Genomic DNA, 20273 nt, shown 5'->3' on the forward strand with positions numbered 1-20273 from the left:
AGCCACGTTTCTATTGGACGCGCGCCGTGTCCGTTCCGCATGAAAGCTAGTTGATGACCAGCGTAAACGATCTCCGTTCGAGCTTTGTCGATTACTTTGCCCGCAATGGCCATGAAGCCGTTGCGTCGAGCCCGCTCGTGCCGCGCAATGATCCGACGCTGATGTTCACCAATGCCGGCATGGTGCAGTTCAAGAACGTCTTTACCGGCGTCGAAAAACGCCCCTATTCGACCGCGACTACGGCCCAAAAATGCGTTCGCGCCGGCGGCAAGCACAACGATCTCGACAATGTTGGCTTCACCGCGCGCCATCACACCTTCTTTGAAATGCTGGGCAATTTCTCGTTCGGCGACTACTTCAAGGACCGCGCCATCGAGCTCGCCTGGAACCTCCTCACCAAGGATTGGGGGCTGCCGCGCGAAAAGCTGATGGTCACCGTCTATGAAGACGATGACGAGGCGATGGAACTTTGGAAGAAGATCGCTGGCCTCTCCGAGGATCGCATCGTGCGTCTCGGCGCCAAGTCCAACTTCTGGCAGATGGGCGATACGGGCCCCTGCGGTCCGTGCTCGGAAATCTTCTACGATCATGGCGACAAGGTCTGGGGCGGCCCTCCGGGTTCGCCGGATGAAGATGGCGATCGCTGGATCGAAATCTGGAACCTCGTCTTCATGCAGTTCGAACAGCATGCTGATGGTTCGCGCACCGGCCTGCCGCGCCCGTCCATCGATACCGGCATGGGTCTCGAACGCGTCGCTGCCGTCATGCAGGGCGTCCACGACAACTACGACATCGACCTCTTCAAGGCGCTGATCTCGGCCGCCGCGAATGCCACCAATGCCGACGTCAACGGCCCGGGCAATCGCAGCCTGCGCGTTATTGCCGACCACCTGCGCTCGATGAGCTTCCTCATTGCCGAAGGCGTGCTGCCGTCCAATGAAGGCCGCGGCTACGTCCTCCGCCGCATCATGCGCCGCGCCATGCGCCATGCGACCCTGCTCGGCGCCAATGAGCCAACGATCTTCAAGCTTGTCCCGACCCTCGTCCGCGAAATGGGCCAAGCCTATCCGGAACTGAGCCGTGGCGAAGCCATGATCGCCGAAACCGTCCGTCTCGAAGAAGGTCGCTTCCTCAAGACCCTCGGCCGCGGCCTGCAGATTCTCGAGTCGGAAACCGCAGGTCTCGGCGAAGGCGACGTCCTCAATGGCGCTGCTGCCTTCAAGCTCTACGACACCTACGGTTTCCCGCTCGATCTGACGCAGGACGCGCTGCGTAACCGCAACATCACGGTCGACCAGGCTGGCTTCGATGCCGCCATGGCCCAGCAGAAGGCCGAAGCCCGCAAGAACTGGGCCGGCTCGGGCGAAGCCGCCACCGACACCGTCTGGTACGGCCTTGCCGACAAGCTCGGCCCGACCGAATTCCTTGGCTACGAAACCGAGACCGCCGAAGGTGAGATCAAGGCCCTCCTTATCGAGGGCGCTGAAGTTGCCTCGATCGCCGCTGGCCAGGAAGGCCTGGTTGTCGTCAACCAGACTCCGTTCTACGGCGAAAGCGGCGGCCAGGTCGGTGATTCCGGCGTGATCAAGGGCGAAGGCTTTACGGCCGAAGTTCTGGACACCGGCAAGCATCATGGCGTTTTCAGCCACAAGGTGAAGGTCACCGAAGGCACACTGAAGGTTGGCCAGGCCGTCGAGCTCATCGTCGACCACGAGCGCCGCTCGTCGATCCGGTCGAACCACTCGGCAACCCACCTGCTGCACGAAGCCCTGCGCCTCGTGCTCGGCGATCACGTCGCCCAGAAGGGTTCCATGGTGTCGTCCGATCGCCTGCGTTTCGACTTTGTGCACACCAAGCCGATGACCCCGCAGGAAATCGCCGAAGTCGAAGACATCGCCAACGAAATCATCCTGCAGAACACATCGGTCGAAACCCGCCTGATGGGTGTCGAGGAAGCCAAGGAGTCGGGCGCTCGCGCGCTCTTCGGCGAAAAGTATGGCGATGAAGTTCGCGTCGTTTCCATGGGCCTGCCCACCGGCAATGGCCTTGGCTGGTCTGTCGAACTTTGCGGCGGCACCCATGTGCGCCGCACCGGCGATATCGGCCTCGTCTCCATCGTCACCGAAACGGCCTCCGCTGCCGGCGTTCGCCGCATCGAGGCCTTGACAGGCAGGGCCGCGCGTCATCGCGGCAATACCAACGTCAACATCGTTTCCTCGGCCGCCGGCCTCCTGCGTTCCGGCACCCATGAAGTGCTCGATCGCATCGAAGCGCTGCAGAACCAGCTCAAGAGCGCCGAAAAGGCCCTCAGCGATGCCCGCCAGAAGCTTGCTCTCGGCGGTAGCAGCGAAGGCGGCAATGCCACCGAGACCGTCAATGGCGTGACCTTTGTCGGCCGCGTCGTCGAAGGCGTCGCCGCCAAGGACATCAAGACTGTCGTCGATGCTGAGAAGAAGCGCATCGGTTCCGGCGTCGTCGTCATTGTGCTCAAGGGCGAAGACGGCAAGGGCACTGTGGCCATCGGCGTTACCGACGATCTCACGGGCAAGTACGCTGCCGGTACGCTGATCAAGTCGGCAACCGCTGCGCTCGGCGGTCAGGGCGGCGGCGGCCGTCCCGATATGGCTCAGGGCGGCGGGCCGGATGCGAGCAAGGCAGATGATGCCGTCGCTGCGATCCGCGCGCTGATCTAGTCAGCCTCAGCCCATGTTCAAATAGTGCAAGCCGCGGCCCCGCCGCGGCTTTCGCATTTAGGGCTTCGCGTTACACTCGACGCTAACAGTCTGCTAGCGGAAACGGGGCGCTATTCGCCGATACGGAAGAAGAAGACACGCGGCTTCCAGCGGATCGGCCGCTTCTCGCTCAACACGTTCATCAGGCCTGCGCCAACCACGATCAGCATCCCTACGATCGCGATCCAGTCGGGATACTCGCCGAAGAACAGGGCACCAAAAAGGATAGCCCAGATCAGCTGGCTATACTGAACCGGCGCAATGAGATTGGCCGGCGTCTGCTTGCTCGCCTGGATCAGCAGCAGGCCACCAACGCCGCCCAGAAGCCCGATGCCAAGCAGGATCGCGAGCTGCTCCAGCGAGGGGATGACGAAGGTCGGAACCATCAGTATCGCATTGAAAATGCCCGAATAAAGCACCTGCAGGCCAACCAGGCTGACGCGGCGCTCCTTCTGCGCGACATGCCGCAAAACGGTCGTCGTCACCGCGCCGAGGCAGGCGGCAACCATCATCACGTAGTGGCCGAGTTCAAGCTCGCGCAGGCCCGGACGGATCACCAGCACCACGCCCAGGAAGCTGATGAACAGCAGCACCCAACGATGCACGGCGACGAATTCGCGCAGTAGCAATACCGAAAGCAGCGTCACGAACAAAGGCGTTGTAAAACCAATGGCATAGACGTCGGCAAAGGGAATGTGCGTGAAGGCAAACATCACGCAGGCCGTGCCGGTGATCGCCGTCGCGCAGCGCAGATGCACCAGCCAGGGGTGATGCAGCTTGTACATGTCCCGCCAGCGCTCGCCGCGCTTGAGCAGCATCGCCGGAATGATTGAAAAGCTGGTGGTGAAAAAGGCGATCTCGAAGACCGACATGGCCGGGCCCGTCGCCTTGATGAGAGCATCGGCTACGGAAAAGCTGGCATAGGCCAAAAAGGCCAGAATGACGCCGACGGGCATCGCAGTACCACGAAAGTCAGAAAAGGAGGGATTCGGGCGGGAATGGCGCTAGCATACAAGCCATTTCCCGCTCCGTCATGACAAAAGCGGCTCTAATCCGCCCAGTTTCCGCGGCCGAGCGCCGGGCCGATGACTTCAATGCGATTGGTCCAGACATAGCCCGGGAAATTCTCCGGCACATGTTCCAGCGTCTCGATATCGTCGATGCCGGCCGTTCCGGGATCGCCCACGCCATAGGGGCCGAGCAGAATGACCTCGCTGCCGGCATTCTTGAGCCGGGTGAGGAGGAGATTGGGCCAGCCCCACAGGAAAGGCGCGACGTTGATTGGGATCATCACCTGCGTGCTCCTGCAGACCTCTGGCATCACGCCGGCCCAGCCGAGGAGTTCGTACTGCAGCAAACAGTCGACGAGGCCGCGGCGTGACCAGACATGCAGGCCGTCGATCAGGTCGGCGGCGCGGTACGTTGGTTCGTCACCGCCATAGGCACCCCAGACGGCGGGCCGCCATTCTGGGTATTGGGTGAGGAGATCGGCGAGCATATCGCCCTCGCGCGCTTCGCGGCTCTTGAAATTCACGAGGAATTCCTGGCCGGGCAGGGCTGCAAATACCTCTTTTAGTTCAGGCATTTGACCTGCAAATTTGCCGCGGAATGGATGGCTCGCTCCGTTATCCGCGGTATAGCCATAGCCGATGTCGAGCGCCTTCAGGTCGGCCATGCTGTGGTTGCGCGTTTCACCCGTGCCTTCGGTCCGACAGTCGACAGTCCAGTCATGCATCACGGCGAACTGACCGTCGGTGGTCGGGTGCACGTCCAATTCGACGATATCGGCGCCGGCCGTGAAGGCCACTTCCATCGAAGCTATTGTATTTTCGAGGTAATCATGACGCGGCGGATCGATGCGCTCTGCGGTGCAGGTGTCGTTTTCAAGCCCTTCGCGATGATAGGTCTGGTGCACGCCGCGATGGGCGATCAGCTTGATCCCGTCACCCTCGGGCATGGGCACACGCCAACTGGCGTTGAACATATAGACCCCGCCGATCAACAGCACGGCAGGCAATAGCAGCCAACGTTTTCTCACGAATCTTTCCCCCACACTGTGATGCACGAGAGCGGCAAAGTCTGGCAAGATTGCGCCCTACGCCGGGGCAAGGCGGCATGAACGTCGCGTTCATTCCTGCTTCAGGCGCGAGAAGGCTAGCTGAATTCGGGCGGCCCATGGGCTGCGTTGTTGGAGGGCTATCACTATGCAGTTCTGGAAGAAATTTGCCTTGGGCGCCGTGGCGGCCATCGGCCTTGCCGTGCCGGCCGTGGCCGCGGAACGCGCCGTCATCGTGCTTGATGGGTCGGGCTCGATGTGGGCGCAGATCGATGGCAAGGCGCGCATCACCATTGCGCGCGAAACCCTGTCTGCCGTGTTGGCCGACCTGCCTGACGATCTCGAACTCGGCTTCATGACCTATGGTCATCGCGAAAAAGGCAATTGCGGCGATATCGAAATGCTGGTCGAGCCGGCAGTCGGCACGGGCGCCGCGATCGCAGAGGCAGCGGAAGGGATCAATCCCAAGGGCATGACCCCGATTTCCGATGCCGTGCGCCTCGCCGCCGAAAACCTGCGGTTCACTGAGGAGAAAGCGACCGTCATCCTGATCACCGATGGCCTTGAAACCTGTGAGGTTGACCCGTGCCAGCTGGCGACCGAGCTTGAAGGGCAGGGCATTGATTTTACAACGCATGTGCTCGGTTTTGGCCTGTCCGACGAGGACGGCCAGCAGGTGGCCTGCCTCGCCGAGAATACCGGTGGGCAGTATCTGTCTGCTGCCGATGGGACCGCGCTTGTCGATGCTTTGACGAAGGCTGTGGCGCAAGTGGTTGAAGTTGCACCACCGGCGCCGGAGCCTGCACCTGAGCCTGAACCGGTTGCCGCCTACAATCTCAAGCCGACCGTCTCCTTTGCCGAAGGCGGGCCGGATCTGGTCGATGAGACCTATGACATTGTCTGGAGCTGGTACAAGCCGAATGCCGAAGGCGGCGAGGGCGAATATGTCGGCACCGACTACTATTCCCGCTTCGAAGGCACGCTGGAGCCCGGCGAATACATCCTCAAGGTCGAGATTGGTTCGGCCTCGGCAACCCAGCCGATCACCATTCAGGATGGCAAGATCGCCAAGCCGCATTTCGTGCTGAATGCCGCGATCCTGAAGCTTCATCCGAGGTCGAGCGAGGGTGCCGAAGTGTCCGATGATGCTTCCACCGAGATCAAGCTCAACGGCGAATATCTCGCCTATGAATATGGCGATGTGGATATCGTCGTTCCTGCCGGTTCGCTCGAAGCCGTCGTGACCATTGGCGAGGCTCAGGTCAGCCGCAGCTACACGCCCAAGGCTGGCGAGACCGTGGAGGAGGACGTCGTCCTCGGCACGGGTCTTGTCTTCTTCACCACCGAGTATGCGCCGGGCGCCAAGGTCGAAGACGACATCTTCATGGAGATTTTCGAGGCCAAGGTGGCGTTGGATGGCACGCGCAAGTCGGTGGCCTATGGCTACAATGGCGAGCAGGACTACGAACTGCCGGCTGGCGACTATGTCATGGACTATCGCCTTGGCGGGGCGAGCGGGCAGGTTCCGTTCAGCGTTGCATCTGCGGAACGCACCGACGTGCCGGTCTCGCTCGATGCCGGTGTTCTGTCGGTGACGACTCCGACCGACGAATATGTCGAAATCTTCAGTTCCACCAAGGATATCGCGGGCAACCGCAAATCCTTCGACTATGGCTATGGCCCGAATTTCCAGACCACTCTGGCGGCCGGCGACTATGTCGTCTTCAGCCGCAAGGACGATGTCGAAAGCGAAACGCCGGTGACGATCAAGGCGGGCGAACGGTTCGAGCTGACCATCGAAGCCGCCGCCGAGGGCGGCAAGAAGAAGTAAGCCACTCGCAGGACAAACAAAAAGGCCGGGTCGCAAGACCCGGCCTTTTCATTCAGAGAACAGCGTGGCTTATGCCATGGCCTTCTGCAGGTTCTGGTCGATGGCATCGAGGAAGCCGAGCGTCGAGAGCCACGGCTGATCCGGACCGACGAGCAGGGAAAGATCCTTGGTCATCTTGCCTTCTTCGATCGTGTCGACGGTGACCTTTTCGAGGGTCGCAGCGAACTTGGCCAGTTCGGCATTGTCGTCGAGCTTGGCGCGGTGTGCGAGGCCACGGGTCCAGGCGAAGATCGAGGCGGTCGAGTTGGTCGAGGTTTCCTTGCCCTGCTGGTGCTGGCGGTAGTGACGGGTCACGGTGCCGTGGGCAGCTTCGGCTTCGACGATCTTGCCATCGGGCGTCGCCAGAACCGAGGTCATCAGGCCGAGCGAGCCAAAGCCCTGGGCCACGATGTCGGACTGCACGTCCCCGTCATAGTTCTTGCAAGCCCAGACATAGCCACCGGACCACTTGAGGGCCGAAGCGACCATGTCGTCGATCAGGCGGTGTTCGTACCAGATCTTCTTGGCTTCGAACTGTTCCTTGAATTCCTTCTCGTAGATCTCCTGGAAGATATCCTTGAAGCGGCCGTCATAGGCCTTGAGAATGGTGTTCTTGGTCGACAGGTACACCGGCACGCCGCGGGCGAGACCGTAGTTGAAGCTCGAATAGGCGAAGTCGCGGATCGAGTCGTCGAGGTTGTACATGGCCATGGCAACACCAGCGCCCGGGGCCTGGAATACTTCGTGCTCGATGATCGTGCCGTCTTCACCGGCGAACTTGATGGTCAGCTTGCCCTTGCCGGGGAAGGTGAAGTCGGTGGCGCGGTACTGGTCGCCAAAGGCGTGACGGCCGACGATGATCGGCTGGGTCCAGCCGGGAACGAGGCGCGGCACGTTCTTGCAGATGATGGGTTCGCGGAAGATCACGCCGCCGAGGATGTTGCGGATGGTGCCGTTGGGCGACTTCCACATCTTCTTGAGGCCGAATTCTTCGACGCGCTGCTCATCGGGGGTGATGGTGGCGCACTTGATGCCGACGCCATATTCGCGGATGGCATTGGCCGAATCCACGGTCACCTGGTCGTTGGTGGCGTCGCGGTTCTGGATCGACAGGTCGTAATACTTGATGTCGAGATCGAGGTAGGGATGGATCAGCTTGTCCTTGATCGCCTGCCAGATGATGCGGGTCATTTCATCGCCGTCGAGGTCCACCACCGGATTGGCGACTTTGATCTTGCTCATCGGATAACTCCCTAAGAATCCTTGGTTTGGCCCCTCGGCCGGTTTCGGTTGCCCCTATAGCATCACACACGAAAAGCGCAAAGACAGGTCGGGCAAGGGGGCATGCCCGCTTGGTGCCTCTATTTTTGCGGCAGAGTTTGGACGAAGCGCAGGCAGCGCTGCAGCCATCGGCTCAGGTCGTCGTCGTCCTCGATCGCATCCCCCGAAACCACCACGAAACCGCCCATGCTGCGGCCGCCCATATCCATGATCGAAGCGCCGGGCAGGGCGAGGGCGTCTTCCATTCCGTCCTTGCCGACGCGCGCCAGCATGCTGCCGTCCTTGAGTGGCGCGACGAGCATATTGCCCTGATGCATGAAGGCGATGCCGCCGAACATTTTCTTCTCAAGGCAATGAACGGGGGCCGGCAACAGGGCCCGGATGCGTTCGGCCAGTTCGTCGGTCGCCATGCTCATTGATCGCCGTCCCGCCGATAGGTTTCGTGCCAGGGCAGGTGGTCGGCCACCAGATCCCAGTTCTGGTAGCTGCGGGAAAAGATCAGCTGATTGGGCTTGAACCAGGCGTTGTCGCCGGCAAAAACGCCCACTGGAACGATGCGCAGGGCCGGTGCGCGGGAGCTTTGCGCAAAAACGGTCGTGCCGCATTCGGGGCAGAAATGACGTGTGAAGGTGGCGCCCGACTCGGCCGGGCGGGAGAACGCCTTGGTCGCGCCGACGATGCGAAGGGCCTCGGTGTGGAACAGGGCAACCGAGGAATGGCCGGCGCCACTGGTCCGCTGACAGTTTTCGCAGGAGCAGTGGAACATGGACACGACGCGTCCATGGACATGAAGCACGATGGCTCCACAGTCGCAGCGGCCGCTCTGGTTGAGTTCGGTGTTGGCTTGGCTGGTCATGTCAGGAGGCTCGCATGGGACCCGCGGCGCCGCAAGTCTTGCCAGAAGGCCCGTGGTCGAAGAAACTTCCGCGCCAAAACGGGGAGCCTCATGGGATTTTATCCCGACCTGCCGATCATCACGCAACGCCTGACACTTCGTCCGTTCACGCGCGGCGATGTCGATGCCGTTCTGGACTATCGCGGCCGCGAGGATGTGGCGCTCTATCTTTTCGATACTGCCCTCAGTCGCGAAGAATGCGCGCTGGCCGTGCAGCAGCGCATCTTGCAGACCAGCTGGTCCGCTGAGGGCGACAAAATTGTCCTCGCGGCAGTACTGAGTGAGTCTGATACCCTGATCGGTGAATTGTCGCTGATCTGGCGGTCAGAAGACGCGAGGCAGGGCGAAATCGGCTGGATTTTTCATCCGGATCATCACGGACGGGGTTATGCGACGGAGGCAGCCAGCGCGCTTCTCGACCTCGGCTTTCAAGGCGCTGATCTGCATCGCATTTTTGCCCGCTGCGACGCGCGCAACGCGTCCTCGTGGCGCCTGATGGAACGGTTGGGCATGCGACGCGAGGCACATTTTCGCGAGCACGCGCTGTTCAAGGGTGGATGGGACGAGGAATTCGTCTATGCTGTGCTTCGTCGCGAATGGCGTACCGGCGGTTGAGCCGTAGTCGATTATCGCGTTTTCCCCCAAGCATGCCTCCCGAAAGTGGGTGTCGGTTTCGGGACCAATGACATGCGCAAAAACGAGTTAGTAGCGCCCGAGTCCTGCCCATTGGCGGACGCGCGAAGCTGCTTGTTCCGTCGCTTTTGAAGTACAAATTTCACGAAGGATAGCAGGAACTTCCAACCCGGCGTGCCGTTGTCTGCGGAGAGTGTTCAAACAGCTTTACCGAGGGGCGTTGACCATCATGACTGGACTGCAATTTCCTTTGGCTACAGACCGTCTGGAACTGCGGCATTTCGAGCGCGCTGATGTCGCGCTTGTCGGCCGCTATCACATGCTGCCCGCGGTGCAGCGCTATCTCGTTCGACCCACGCGATATCAGGAAGATGTCGCCGCCGCTGTCGAAATCATGCGCGGCCAGGTCTGCCTGCAGCGTCCTGGCGATACGCTGACGCTCGCCATGCAGCGCAAGGGCGACAAGGCGGTGCTTGGGCATGTGTCGCTGCATTGGTCAGATGCCACGGCCGGGCAGGGCGAACTGCTTTTCGCCATTGATCCCGCCTATGCAGGCGGCGGCTTTCTCACCGAAGCGCTGACGGCAATGCTCGATCTTGCCTTTGGACATTACGGTATTCATCGTGTCTTCGTGCGCTGCGACGGGCGCAATCATCACTCGGCAAAGCTGATGCAAAAACTCGGCATGCGGCTCGAGGCGCATTATCGCGAGCATGCCCTGTTCCAGGGGGAATGGGACGAAGAATTGCACTTCGCCATTCTCGACCGCGAATGGCAGGCTACTTCCAAGGTGCATCCGCTGCCGCTGCGTGATCGGGTGGCCTGACCTCACGCGCGCGTAATGATTATCGTGTTCTGATCAGCCCGCCATAGGGAGAAATTGCATGGCTGGCCTGCATTTGTGATGCATGCCAGAGGTTTGGTTGATCTACTGACGATGAGACGTTTTTCTTCAAATGCATGGTTCGAGGGGGCCAGGCACAGGCAGGACGGCTCACGTTAAACGCGTCAGTAGGCCCCTCATGTTCTCACTACCAACGACGCCCTCAGTGGGCGGCTCGCCTCAAACCATCGGCACCAATCGGGTGCGGCTGGTTTTCCTTGTTGCCATAGTTATTTGCGCCGCCGCCCTTGCTGGCGTCTATTCGCGTCCCGTGGAGTTCCTGGCCATGTTCTGGCCGGCGAATTCAATCCTGGCGGGGCTGCTCGTTCGCGCACGGCAATCGAACAGGCTGTTGGTTCTGGTTGGAGCGCTGCTCGGCTATCAGGCAGCCGGCTTTGTTGCCGGTGACCCCGCCTGGCTGGGGCTGCAAATGACCGCGGCAAACATGATCGGTGCCGTGGCCTTTGCTTTCGTCTTCTGTTCGCTGGAGACGCAGGACCGCGACCTGACGCGCGTGCGGGCTGTCCTTTCATTCATTGGCAGCGCGATCGTCGCTGCGGCTGTCGCCGGCGTGGCGGGTGGCCCCGCTTGGGTCAGCGTGGGCGATGGCGACTACTTCGACGGCTGGCGCACCTGGTTTTCGTCGGAGCTGATGAACTATCTGGTATTGTTACCGGGCATCCTGGCATTACCCTGGCCCTTGCCGCGTCCCCGCTTCAGGGGCTGGAACGCGCTGCTGCGTCATCCAGTGGTGCCGCCGGCCATCGCGCTTTTGGCGAGCGCAGGGTTCGGGATTCTGATCCTAAACCCCATTGCCATCGTCTTCCCGGTGCCGGCCCTGATCTGGTGCGCGCTCGTCGTGCCCCTGCCGCTCACCTGTTTCCTGGTGCTCCTCTACTCCGGCGCAACAATGTTTGCCGTCAAACTCGGCGTTTATGGTCTCGGGGCGAATGGGCTCAGCGATGAACTGATTGCCGCCGTTCAACTCGGCGTCGCGATGATCGCTCTGGGGCCGGTGCTGGTCGCCAGTGCCACTGCGGACCGCCGTCGACAGTTTGCCGAAATAGAGCGTGCTGCAACTTACGACAGCCTCACCGATGCTCTCAATCGCGGTACCTTCCTGCGCGAGGCCGAGAATGTGCTCGCAAGGCTCAGGGATGCACGGCAGCCGGTTTCCGTCATTCTGTTCGATGTCGACCACTTCAAGCGCGTGAACGACGCCTTTGGGCATGCGGCCGGCGACCTGGCGCTGGTCTCGCTTTCTGCGGTGGTGCGTGCCTCGATCCGCAACGGTGACATGTTCGGCCGGCTGGGCGGCGAAGAGTTTTCGCTGCTGTTGCCCGGCGCGGGCTCGCAGGAAGCGCAGGCCGTGGCCAACAGGCTGCGCCGTCAGGTCGAGCGCATGCAGACAGCATTGCCTGGTGGCGAAGTCCTCGAGCTGACCGTCAGCATCGGCGTGGCCACCTCGCCGATGGCTCTGGTGCCAATGTCCGAAATGCTTTCGTTCGCAGATCAGACCATGTATGAGGCCAAACATGCGGGCCGCAATCGGGTGGAGTTTGTCGAAATGCCCGCCTGACGCAAGAAGAGACAAGCACATGGCCGGTACGGATCGATCGCTGGAACCTACTCTCGGGGCATGCCCTGCGATCATCCTGTGTGAGCCGCAACTTGGCGAAAACATCGGTACTACCGCGCGCGCCATGGCCAATTTCGGCCTTTGGGATCTGCGCCTCGTGCGCCCTCGCGATGGCTGGCCCAATGAGAAGGCCGTAGCCGCCGCCTCGCGCGCCGATCACGTGCTGGAACGGGTTCGCGTCTTCGAAACGCTCGAAGAGGCGATTGCCGATCTCAAGCTCGTCTATGCAACGACCGCCAGGTCGCGCGATATGCAGAAGGAAGTGCTGGGCCCCGAGGAAGCCTCCATCAAGATGGCCCAGCATATTGCCGCAGGGCAGGGCGCTGGTCTCCTGTTCGGGCGCGAGCGCTGGGGCCTCCTCAATGACGAGGTCGCCATGTCCGACGCCATCGTCACGCTGCCGGTCGAGCCGGCCTTTGCCTCGCTCAACATCGCTCAGGCCGTGTTGCTGATGTCCTATGAATGGCGCCGGCACGGCGGGGCCGGAACGGCCTTGCCGTTCAGCGAGGGGCTCGATGAGGCAGCGCCGCGAGAGGAACTCACTGGGCTCTTCGAACACCTCGAAGGCGTGCTGGACCAGACCGGCTTTTTCACCACGCCCGACAAGCGCCCCAGCATGGTCAACAACCTGCGCACAGCTCTGACCCGTGGCCGGTTCACCAGCCAGGAAATCCGGACGCTGCGCGGGGTCATCTCGTCCATCGACCGGCGCCACCAGCGGCCGAATCCCAATCGGCAGAAGCCCGCAACCGACAAACCAGCTACGGAATAAGCCCTGGCGAACCGTTCGGTACGATTCCGCCTTTGACCTTGCTGCGGCAAAGTGTCATGCCGGGGCATCATGAGCACGCCCCAGCCCACAGAGCCGTCGAAACTCGCCTTCACCTATATCGGTTTCCGCTTTTTCTGGCTCACCACGCTGCTGGTGAGCTTTGCGGTCCAGATCATGTCGGTGTCCATCGCCTGGCAGATTTATGACGTTACCGGCAACGCCTTCCTGCTGGGGCTGGTGGGGCTCTGCCTGTTCCTGCCGGCGCTGCTGCTGATCCTGGTCACGGGGCTGACGGCGGATCGCTTCAATCGCCGCGGCATCATGGCGATCTGCCTTTCGGTCGAGCTGATCTGTGCACTGGCGTTCCTGACGCTGGTCAATGCCGAAGCGCATGAGGTCTGGCCGATTTTCGTTGTGCTGATCTTCCTCGGTACGGCCCGCGCCTTCTGGGGGCCGGCCGCGCAGTCGCTGGCGCCCAATCTGGTGCCACCCCAGGCTCTCTCCAACGCCATTACCGTCAATGCCTCTGCCTGGCAGTTTGCCTCGATCACGGGGCCGGCGGCCGGTGGCCTGCTCTATGGCATCTCGCCGACCTTTGCCTTTGGCACCGGCGCGGTGCTACTGCTCTGCGCTGTCGTGACGGTGCTGTTGATCCCCAAGCCCGTACAGCGCGAGTCGCATCAGGCGACGAGCCTTGAAACCATCTTTGGCGGCTTCCGCTATATCTTCTCGAACAAGGTCGTCCTTGGCGCCATCTCACTCGATATGTTCGCGGTGCTGATGGGAGGGGCCGTGGCGCTGCTGCCGGTCTATACCAAGGACATCCTGCATGCCGGCCCGGTTGAACTCGGGCTGCTGCGCGCTGCGCCGGGCATTGGCGCCATTCTCATGGCACTCTACCTGACCCGCTTCCCGGTGCGCGACCACGCCGGCAAGATCCTGTTTCTGTTCGTCGGCCTGTTCGGCGCCTTCACGGTGATTTTCGGTTTTTCGACGACTGTCTGGCTGTCCATTCCCGCCCTTGCGCTGGTTGGCGCCTCGGACATGGTCAGCGTCACCATCCGCGAAACCATCATGCAGCTTTGGACGCCCGAAGAGGTCCGCGGCCGCGTCAATGCGGTCAATTCGGTGTTCATCGGCGCCTCGAACGAACTGGGCGAATTCCGCGCCGGCACAGTGGCGCATCTGCTTGGTCCGGTGCCCGCAGTGGTCATCGGCGGCTTCGGCGCGATGATCGTTGCAGTCGTCTGGAGCCGCATCTTCCCGCAGCTGCGCGAACAGCGGCATATCGACAAGCGAATGGCCTAGAAAACCGGGCCTTTGGCTTGACTTGATGGCACTTGGACACTATCAAGCGCCCACCTATCCGGCCTTCGGGTCTATAGGCGCACCCGGGATCTCCTGAATTTTTAGGAATCTGTCGGCTCTTGGCGACAAGGGCAAAGGAGGGCGCGATCCATTCTAACAAAGAAAGGGATACGCGATGTCGAAGCGTCATTCTGTAAAGTACAAGATTGACCGCCGTCTTGGCGAAAACATCTGGGGCCGTCCGAAGTCCCCTCTCAACGCACGTGCCTATGGCCCCGGCCAGCACGGTCAGCGTCGTAAGGGCAAGCTTTCGGACTACGGTCTGCAGCTGCGCGCCAAGCAGAAGCTGAAGGGCTATTATGGCTCGATCACCGAAAAGGGTTTCCGTCGTCTTTATGACGAAGCCAACCGCCGTAAGGGCGACACTGGCGAAAACCTGATCGGTCTGCTCGAAAGCCGCCTGGACGCCATCGTCTACCGTGCAAAGTTCGTTGCCACCGTCTTCGCCGCCCGTCAGTTCGTGTCCCACGGCCACGTTCTCGTCAACGGCAAGCGCGTGAACATTCCGTCCTACCAGGTCAAGGTCGGCGACAAGATCGAAGTGCGTGAACGCTCCAAGCAGCTCACCGTCGTTCTCGAAGCCGTCCAGCTCGCCGAACGCGATGTGCCGGATTACGTGGAAGTCGACCACAACAAGCTGGTTGCCACTTTCGCCCGCGTGCCCGCTCTGTCGGACGTGCCGTACCCGGTCCAGATGGAACCGAACCTCGTCGTCGAATTCTACTCGCGCTAAGCGAAACGAGTTTGAAACTGAAAGGCCGCCCCTCGGGGCGGCCTTTTTTGTTTTGGGGCTTACACACCAGCCCCCCAACCGTCGTCATTGCCGGGCTTGTCCCGGCAATCCATCTCGCCTCCGCTGGGACCACCGGGACAAGCCCGGTGGTGACGATATCGGTTAGCAGGCCGCTCGCGACTAGATCGTCGCGGCGCTGCTCAGCTCTTCCTTGATCGGTTCCTGGTCCTGCGGAATGTAGCTCTCGAACAGCTTCAGACGCATATGGATCGACTGCAGCTCGATAATGGTCGTCCAGGCGCGGGCGAAGAACTGGAAGGAGCCAGCCACTTCACCAAACGCATTCTGCACCTGCTGATAGACGCCGAGCGTAATCGTGCCGGCCAGAATCGAGGGTGAGAGCGTTAGTAGCGGCACATAGCCGGCCACCTGCAGGTAGGCGTAACGCGCCAGGTTGAAGTAGGTGTAGTGGAAGTAGAGCCGGAAATAGTTTCTCTGCACATTGGCGAAGAGTTCCCGGAATGCCGGCGGGTCGGCACGGTCGCCGTGGTCCTCGCCATAAACGAGTTCCTTGCGAAGTGCCGCTTCAACCTTCTGGTTCTCGAAGTTGAGCCCCGGCAACTTGATGCCGACACCCCAGAGAAGCGCAGTACCGAAAGCGGCAACGACAAGTGCCACCCAGACAAGGCTGCCAGGCACAGCACCGATCATCGGGATTTCCGTCACCGACTGGCTGAGAGTCCAGAGAATGGGCAGGAACACGACGAGCGTCAGCAGTGAGCCGAGGAAGCTGGTGCCGAGGTCTTCGACGATGGACGCAAAGCGCATCGTATCTTCCTGCACGCGCTGGGCAGCGCCTTCGGTCTCGCGCAGGCGGGGCCAATACTCCATGTAGTAGGACGTCATCGCCTTGCGCCAACGGAAAACGTAGTGCGAGTTGAAGAAGGCGAGGATGACGAGGAAGATGATGTTTGGCAGCAGCACCGCCATCATCGTGATCACATAGGGCCAATATTCCTCAGGGCTGACCGCTCCCGGCTCGTTCAGGGCCCGTTGCAACACGTTGAAGAAATTGCCCTGCCAGTCGTTCACGAAGGCGCTGAGCTGCACCTGGCTATAGGTGGCGAGGAATAGAACCGAGCTGCCGACGACACTCCACCAATACCATTGGTTCCGCTTGTAAAAGTACCAGAAGGCACAGAAGACCGCGGTGCAAAGCAGGATGTACCAGTATTCCCATATGCGTGCGCCATTGAGGAAATTGGTGTCCTCGACAACGCAGTTGGCCACGGCAGTTGCGGTCGCCGCCGGTGCAGCGGCTTGCTGGGTGACTGGAGCAGGCGCGTTGGGATCGGTCGCCTGCGGACCGCCTTCCGGCACGGGCAGGGCATCTGGCGCTGGAGCAACCGGCGTTTCAGCCGCTGGCACCTGGTCGGGCGAACAGATCGTTGGCGACAGGAAGCGGTCGATGCTGATGACGTTGCGCACGGGTTCGCCGGCGAACTGGAAAATCAGCGTCGTCAGCAGCATCCATATGATCGCCGACGAGAAGAATATCTTGGGAACTGGGAAAAAAAGAGCGGAACACCGGGAGACTCCAGGGTGTCAGGAGGATGTGTCATCTAACTGTGGCAATAGGCGTAAAACAAGGACGGGAAGTTAAGGTTTGGTAAGGTTTGCCCCACTCGCTTTCGCTTCCCCTCTGCGTCTTGAGGCGCTATCAGCTACGTAAAGATTTCAGAGAAAGTTTTCGCCATGACCGCGGTGATGGAAGCCCCCGCCACGCCGGCCGATGACAGCGAATCCGGCGCGCACCCGATTTATGCGAATGCGCCGCGCTCGGTTGAGTTCAACAAGCTGCGCAAGCGCCTGATCCGCAATACACGCGAGGCGCTGGAAAAATTCGCCATGGTGCGCCCAGGCGAGAAGTGGCTGATTGCCCTTTCCGGCGGCAAGGACAGCTACGGCCTCCTGGCCTTGCTGCTAGATTTGAAATGGCGCGGCCTGCTGCCGGTCGAACTGCTCGCCTGCAATCTCGATCAGGGCCAGCCGAATTTCCCCAAGCATATCCTTCCCGAATTCCTCGAAGGGCTGGGGATCGAGCACCGCATCGAATATCAGGACACCTATTCCATCGTGACCGACAAGCTGCCGGCCGGCGCGACCTATTGTTCGCTCTGCTCGCGCCTGCGCCGCGGCAATCTCTATCGCATCGCCCGCGAAGAGGGCTGCACGGCGCTGGTGCTCGGCCATCATCGCGACGACAGCCTCGAAACCTTCTTCATGAACATGTTCCATGGCGGCAAGCTCGCGGCCATGCCGGCAAAGCTCGTCAATGACGAAGGCGATCTCGCCGTCTTGCGGCCGCTGATCTATTGCGCCGAGGAAGACCTGCAGAAGTTTTCGGACGCCATGCAGTTCCCGATCATTCCCTGCGACCTCTGCGGCTCACAGGAGGGGCTTGAGCGCAATGCGATGAAGGCCATGCTGACCGATATCGAAAAACGCATGCCCGGTCGCAAGGACGTCATGATCCGCGCGCTAGGCAACATCAATCCCAGCCATATGCTCGACCCGAAGCTTTTCGATTTCGCGGGTCTGACCCTCAACCAGAAGGACTAGAGACGCATGAATATCGAACGCTTGGCCGCCATTCTCCGTCAGGCCGCCAAGGACGAAATCATGCCGCGCTTCCGCCGGCTCGACGATGGCATGGTCCGCTCCAAGGCCAATGCCTTCGACCTTGTGACCGAAGCCGACGAAAGCGCCGAACGGGCCATCACTGCCGCGATCAATGCGCATTCGCCCAATACCGTGGTGATCGGCGAGGAAGCCGTCTCCGCCAATCCCAACCTGCTCAGCGGGCACTTTGAAGACCGCACCGTGATCTACGTCGACCCGGTCGACGGCACTTACAATTTCGCGTCTGGCTTGCCGCTCTTCGCCGTTATGGCTGCGGTGGTCGAGAATGGCGAGACCGTCGCAGGAGTCATCTACGACCCGATGGGCGACGATTTCCTGATGACCGAGCGCGGCTGCGGCACGTGGCACGTTTTCCCCGACGGACGTCGCGTGCGCCAGAAATTCGCCGAGCCGACTGCGCTTGCTGAAATGGGTGGCCTGGCCTCGGTTTCCTATCTGCCGCCAGAGGTGCGCAGCCAGGTTCTGAGCAATCTGGCCAAGGTAAAAATGTTCGCCAATTACCGCTGCGCCGGCCACGAATACCGCATGGCCGCAGGCGGCCACGCGCATTTCCTGATGTACAACAAGCTCATGCCCTGGGACCATGTCGCCGGAGCGCTGATGATGCGCGAAGCCGGCGCCCATGTCGCCCGCTTCGACGGCTCGGAATACAAGGCCAGCCACATTGATGGCGGCCTGCTTGTAGCGCCGAGCAAGGAGAACTGGGACGAGCTGCGGCGCGAGATTTTTGCCGTCTAGGCGCTTCCGAAAGCCTTAGCCGCAGCTTCTACAGCCCCGGCGCCATGCGGAATGTCGAGCGCCGTCAAACCGGCCTCGATGCTTGCAAGTACACCCAGGACCATATGGGCATTCACATGTCCCATATGGCCGATGCGGAAGAAGTCGCCATAGGCGGGTTCGTCCGATCTGGCCATGCCGAGGCCGACGCCAAGCGTTACGCCGGCCTCCGTCTCCAGCCATGTCCGCAACCGCTTGGCGCCGCCATTGGCGAGCCGTGCGGCCGTCACTGAATGGCCGCGGGCGCTCGGCAACGCGATGTTGAGCCCGATATCGGCATTGTCGGCACTCCAGGCGTCCATGGCGGTCCAGACCGAGCGGGCAAGGCGCGCATGGCGTGCCCAGACCTTTTCGAGGCCTTCCTCATCGAGAATCATCGTCAGCGCTTCGCGCATGCCAAAGAGGTGGTGCGTCGGAGCGGTGCCGCCGAAATACAGCCAGAACTCGGCGCCGACCGTACGCGGCTCCCAGTCCCAATAGGGCGTCTTGAGATCGCCATTGGCGCAGCGCTGCCGCGCCTTGTCCGAGAACCAGAGGAAGGCCAGCCCCGGCGGCATCATCAGGCCCTTCTGGCTGGCGCCGACCAGCAGATCGATTCCCCAGTCATCCATGCGCAGTTCGTCGCAGCCAAGGCTGGCGACGGCATCGACGGCGAGGAGGGCAGGGTGACCCGCCTCGTCCAGAGCCTTGCGCATGGCAGGCACGTCGTTCTTGGCCGAAGAGGCCGTGTCGACATGCGTGACCATCAGCACCTTGATGCTATGCTCTCTGTCGTCTCGGAGCCGCTGCGCTACGAGCGCCGGGTCAGCGGCGCCGGATTTGCCGCAGTCGAGCACTTCGACATCCACACCCATGCGCTGGGCGGAGCTGGCCCAACCCCAACCGAACGTGCCGGTCGCCACCTGCAATGCCTTGTCGCCACGCGAGAACAGGTTGGCATTGGCCGCCTCCCAGGCGCCGTGGCCATTGGCGATATAGATGGCCGCGTTGTGGCGCGTCATCGCCACGCGCCGGAGGTCGGCCATCAGCGTGTCCATCATCCCCACCACTTCGCCCTCGTAGATATTGGGCGAAGCGCGATGCATGGCATTGAGCACGCGTTCGGGAACGACCGAAGGGCCGGGAATGGCGAGATAGGTGCGACCAGTCATGGGAGAATCCGGAGGGAAGATGCAACAGCCTAACGTGGACCGGGCGGCCCGCAACCCTCTTGTCACGACTCATAAGTCTATGCTTATGTGTGTGCATGAACGAAGCAGAGATTTTCAAAGTCCTGGCCGATCCGACGCGCCGCGCGATTCTCGAGCGGTTGTCCGGCGATGAATTGACGGCGACCGACCTGCGTGAGGGCTTTGCCATTTCGCAGCCGGCCATGTCGCAGCACATCGCCGTGCTCAAGGGTGCTGGATTGATCAGTGAACGCCGCGAGGGGCGGTTTGCGCATTATCGCGTCGACCCCGACGGCTTTGCGCCTCTGCACGGCTGGCTGGCCCGCTATCGCGATTTCTGGCCGAGCCGCATCGACAACCTCAAGGACCTACTCAGGGAGATGGATCAATGAAGGACGACGCCGACACGCTGGTGTTCGAAACTGCCCTCGATGCTCCGCCCGAAAAGGTCTGGCGAGCGCTTTCCGTCCCCGAATATCTGGAACGCTGGCTACAGCCGCCGGCCGACGCCGAGATTTCCGTGGTGGTGTCTGATGAAAACCGGAGACTCACCTATCGCTGGCGCGAGCCCGGCGAGGGCGCGGCGGCGGAACCCGAAGAGAGTCTCGTCACCTTCGAGATTTCACCGCGCGAAGATGGCGGCACCTGGTTTCGCCTGACGCATGCGCCGATGGCACTGCCGGTGCCGGCCAACAGCAATGAACCGGTGATGATGCTGGCCGCCTGAGGCCCGCACGCACCGCCGAATAATTTCAAATCTCC

General features: G+C 61.4%; 19 protein-coding genes. 12 read left to right on the plus strand and 7 right to left on the minus strand.

The annotated features are described in order from the left end of the window. Positions 1-53 precede the first annotated feature (53 nt). Positions 54-2693, plus strand: a complete 2640-nt coding sequence (gene alaS / locus NVV77_RS06475) for an alanine--tRNA ligase (protein WP_295411659.1) — start codon at positions 54-56, stop codon at positions 2691-2693. Positions 2694-2803: 110 nt separating this feature from the next. Here alaS and NVV77_RS06480 read toward each other — a convergent pair whose 3' ends face one another. Then, positions 2804-3688 (minus strand): DMT family transporter, encoded by an 885-nt coding sequence (locus tag NVV77_RS06480; RefSeq protein WP_295411660.1) that lies wholly within the window; start codon positions 3686-3688, stop codon positions 2804-2806. A gap of 92 nt (positions 3689-3780) precedes the next feature. Further along, entirely contained in the window at positions 3781-4716 is a 936-nt protein-coding gene (locus NVV77_RS06485) for a glycerophosphodiester phosphodiesterase family protein (protein WP_295412258.1), read from the minus strand. Positions 4717-4936: 220 nt separating this feature from the next. Here NVV77_RS06485 and NVV77_RS06490 point away from each other — a divergent pair, with 220 nt between their 5' ends. Then, positions 4937-6619 carry a VWA domain-containing protein gene (locus NVV77_RS06490; protein WP_295411661.1) on the plus strand — a complete coding sequence of 561 codons (1683 nt, stop codon included), beginning with the start codon at positions 4937-4939 and terminating at the stop codon, positions 6617-6619. Between the two features lie 69 nt (positions 6620-6688). On the opposite strand, the gene NVV77_RS06495 is transcribed toward NVV77_RS06490, so the two are convergent. The 3 genes from NVV77_RS06495 to NVV77_RS06505 form a co-directional block, all read right to left on the minus strand. Next, the gene (locus tag NVV77_RS06495; protein ID WP_295411662.1) at positions 6689-7900 is read right to left on the minus strand and encodes an NADP-dependent isocitrate dehydrogenase; all 1212 of its coding nucleotides are present in this window, start codon (positions 7898-7900) and stop codon (positions 6689-6691) included. A 119-nt stretch (positions 7901-8019) separates the two neighbouring features. Beyond that, positions 8020-8355, minus strand: a complete 336-nt coding sequence (locus NVV77_RS06500) for a TfoX/Sxy family protein (RefSeq protein ID WP_295411663.1) — start codon at positions 8353-8355, stop codon at positions 8020-8022. Next, positions 8352-8735, minus strand: a complete 384-nt coding sequence (locus tag NVV77_RS06505; RefSeq protein ID WP_295411664.1) for a GFA family protein — start codon at positions 8733-8735, stop codon at positions 8352-8354. Before NVV77_RS06505 ends, NVV77_RS06500 begins: the two co-directional genes overlap by 4 nt. On the opposite strand from NVV77_RS06505, the gene NVV77_RS06510 reads away from it, so the two are divergent. The 6 genes from NVV77_RS06510 to rpsD all read left to right on the plus strand — a co-directional run bounded on the left by NVV77_RS06510 (position 8721) and on the right by rpsD (position 14862). After that, the gene (locus NVV77_RS06510; protein ID WP_295411665.1) at positions 8721-9449 is read left to right on the plus strand and encodes a GNAT family protein; all 729 of its coding nucleotides are present in this window, start codon (positions 8721-8723) and stop codon (positions 9447-9449) included. The two genes, NVV77_RS06505 and NVV77_RS06510, sit on opposite strands and share 15 nt — an antisense overlap. Positions 9450-9717: 268 nt before the next feature. After that, entirely contained in the window at positions 9718-10293 is a 576-nt protein-coding gene (locus tag NVV77_RS06515; protein ID WP_295411666.1) for a GNAT family protein, read from the plus strand. Between the two features lie 196 nt (positions 10294-10489). After that, entirely contained in the window at positions 10490-11929 is a 1440-nt protein-coding gene (locus NVV77_RS06520) for a sensor domain-containing diguanylate cyclase (RefSeq protein WP_295411667.1), read from the plus strand. Positions 11930-11948: 19 nt separating this feature from the next. After that, a complete protein-coding gene (locus NVV77_RS06525) occupies positions 11949-12761 on the plus strand; it encodes an RNA methyltransferase (protein WP_295411668.1) in 813 nt (270 codons plus the stop codon). Between the two features lie 69 nt (positions 12762-12830). Further along, positions 12831-14069, plus strand: a complete 1239-nt coding sequence (locus NVV77_RS06530) for an MFS transporter (RefSeq protein WP_295411669.1) — start codon at positions 12831-12833, stop codon at positions 14067-14069. Between the two features lie 175 nt (positions 14070-14244). Continuing rightward, complete coding sequence (gene rpsD / locus NVV77_RS06535; protein WP_295411670.1) at positions 14245-14862, plus strand: 30S ribosomal protein S4; 618 nt, start codon at positions 14245-14247, stop codon at positions 14860-14862. Positions 14863-15042: 180 nt separating this feature from the next. Here rpsD and NVV77_RS06540 read toward each other — a convergent pair whose 3' ends face one another. Then, positions 15043-16392, minus strand: a complete 1350-nt coding sequence (locus tag NVV77_RS06540) for an SbmA/BacA-like family transporter (protein ID WP_295411671.1) — start codon at positions 16390-16392, stop codon at positions 15043-15045. Positions 16393-16629: 237 nt separating this feature from the next. On the opposite strand from NVV77_RS06540, the gene ttcA reads away from it, so the two are divergent. Both ttcA and NVV77_RS06550 read left to right on the plus strand, forming a co-directional pair. Beyond that, positions 16630-17484, plus strand: coding sequence for a tRNA 2-thiocytidine(32) synthetase TtcA (ttcA, locus tag NVV77_RS06545; RefSeq protein ID WP_295412260.1), 855 nt, complete (start codon positions 16630-16632; stop codon positions 17482-17484). 6 nt (positions 17485-17490) lie between these two features. Continuing rightward, positions 17491-18303: an inositol monophosphatase gene (locus NVV77_RS06550; protein ID WP_295411672.1), complete on the plus strand. Its 813-nt coding sequence runs from the start codon at positions 17491-17493 to the stop codon at positions 18301-18303. On the opposite strand, the gene NVV77_RS06555 is transcribed toward NVV77_RS06550, so the two are convergent. Further along, positions 18300-19493: an aminotransferase class V-fold PLP-dependent enzyme gene (locus NVV77_RS06555; RefSeq protein WP_295411673.1), complete on the minus strand. Its 1194-nt coding sequence runs from the start codon at positions 19491-19493 to the stop codon at positions 18300-18302. The two genes, NVV77_RS06550 and NVV77_RS06555, sit on opposite strands and share 4 nt — an antisense overlap. 95 nt (positions 19494-19588) lie before the next feature. On the opposite strand from NVV77_RS06555, the gene NVV77_RS06560 reads away from it, so the two are divergent. Both NVV77_RS06560 and NVV77_RS06565 read left to right on the plus strand, forming a co-directional pair. Next, a complete protein-coding gene (locus NVV77_RS06560) occupies positions 19589-19903 on the plus strand; it encodes a helix-turn-helix transcriptional regulator (RefSeq protein WP_035083370.1) in 315 nt (104 codons plus the stop codon). Continuing rightward, complete coding sequence (locus tag NVV77_RS06565; protein WP_295411674.1) at positions 19900-20238, plus strand: SRPBCC domain-containing protein; 339 nt, start codon at positions 19900-19902, stop codon at positions 20236-20238. The genes NVV77_RS06560 and NVV77_RS06565 overlap by 4 nt, the downstream gene beginning before the upstream one ends. Positions 20239-20273 lie beyond the last annotated feature (35 nt).

The organism is Devosia sp., from assembly GCF_024707125.1.
GTDB lineage: Bacteria > Pseudomonadota > Alphaproteobacteria > Rhizobiales > Devosiaceae > Devosia.

What these genes read in the sequence shown, in the direction of transcription:
- NVV77_RS06550 (WP_295411672.1), top strand. Translation starts at nt 17,491, where the DNA reads ATGAATATCGAACGCTTGGCCGCCATTCTCCGTCAGGCCGCCAAGGAC.
- NVV77_RS06555 (WP_295411673.1), bottom strand. Translation starts at nt 19,493, where the DNA reads ATGACTGGTCGCACCTATCTCGCCATTCCCGGCCCTTCGGTCGTTCCC.
- NVV77_RS06525 (WP_295411668.1), top strand. Translation starts at nt 11,949, where the DNA reads ATGGCCGGTACGGATCGATCGCTGGAACCTACTCTCGGGGCATGCCCT.
- ttcA (WP_295412260.1), top strand. Translation starts at nt 16,630, where the DNA reads ATGGAAGCCCCCGCCACGCCGGCCGATGACAGCGAATCCGGCGCGCAC.
- NVV77_RS06490 (WP_295411661.1), top strand. Translation starts at nt 4,937, where the DNA reads ATGCAGTTCTGGAAGAAATTTGCCTTGGGCGCCGTGGCGGCCATCGGC.
- alaS (WP_295411659.1), top strand. Translation starts at nt 54, where the DNA reads ATGACCAGCGTAAACGATCTCCGTTCGAGCTTTGTCGATTACTTTGCC.
- NVV77_RS06520 (WP_295411667.1), top strand. Translation starts at nt 10,490, where the DNA reads ATGTTCTCACTACCAACGACGCCCTCAGTGGGCGGCTCGCCTCAAACC.
- NVV77_RS06485 (WP_295412258.1), bottom strand. Translation starts at nt 4,716, where the DNA reads ATGTTCAACGCCAGTTGGCGTGTGCCCATGCCCGAGGGTGACGGGATC.
- NVV77_RS06510 (WP_295411665.1), top strand. Translation starts at nt 8,721, where the DNA reads ATGGACATGAAGCACGATGGCTCCACAGTCGCAGCGGCCGCTCTGGTT.
- NVV77_RS06565 (WP_295411674.1), top strand. Translation starts at nt 19,900, where the DNA reads ATGAAGGACGACGCCGACACGCTGGTGTTCGAAACTGCCCTCGATGCT.
- NVV77_RS06480 (WP_295411660.1), bottom strand. Translation starts at nt 3,688, where the DNA reads ATGCCCGTCGGCGTCATTCTGGCCTTTTTGGCCTATGCCAGCTTTTCC.
- NVV77_RS06495 (WP_295411662.1), bottom strand. Translation starts at nt 7,900, where the DNA reads ATGAGCAAGATCAAAGTCGCCAATCCGGTGGTGGACCTCGACGGCGAT.
- NVV77_RS06530 (WP_295411669.1), top strand. Translation starts at nt 12,831, where the DNA reads ATGAGCACGCCCCAGCCCACAGAGCCGTCGAAACTCGCCTTCACCTAT.
- rpsD (WP_295411670.1), top strand. Translation starts at nt 14,245, where the DNA reads ATGTCGAAGCGTCATTCTGTAAAGTACAAGATTGACCGCCGTCTTGGC.
- NVV77_RS06540 (WP_295411671.1), bottom strand. Translation starts at nt 16,392, where the DNA reads ATGCTGCTGACGACGCTGATTTTCCAGTTCGCCGGCGAACCCGTGCGC.
- NVV77_RS06500 (WP_295411663.1), bottom strand. Translation starts at nt 8,355, where the DNA reads ATGAGCATGGCGACCGACGAACTGGCCGAACGCATCCGGGCCCTGTTG.
- NVV77_RS06560 (WP_035083370.1), top strand. Translation starts at nt 19,589, where the DNA reads ATGAACGAAGCAGAGATTTTCAAAGTCCTGGCCGATCCGACGCGCCGC.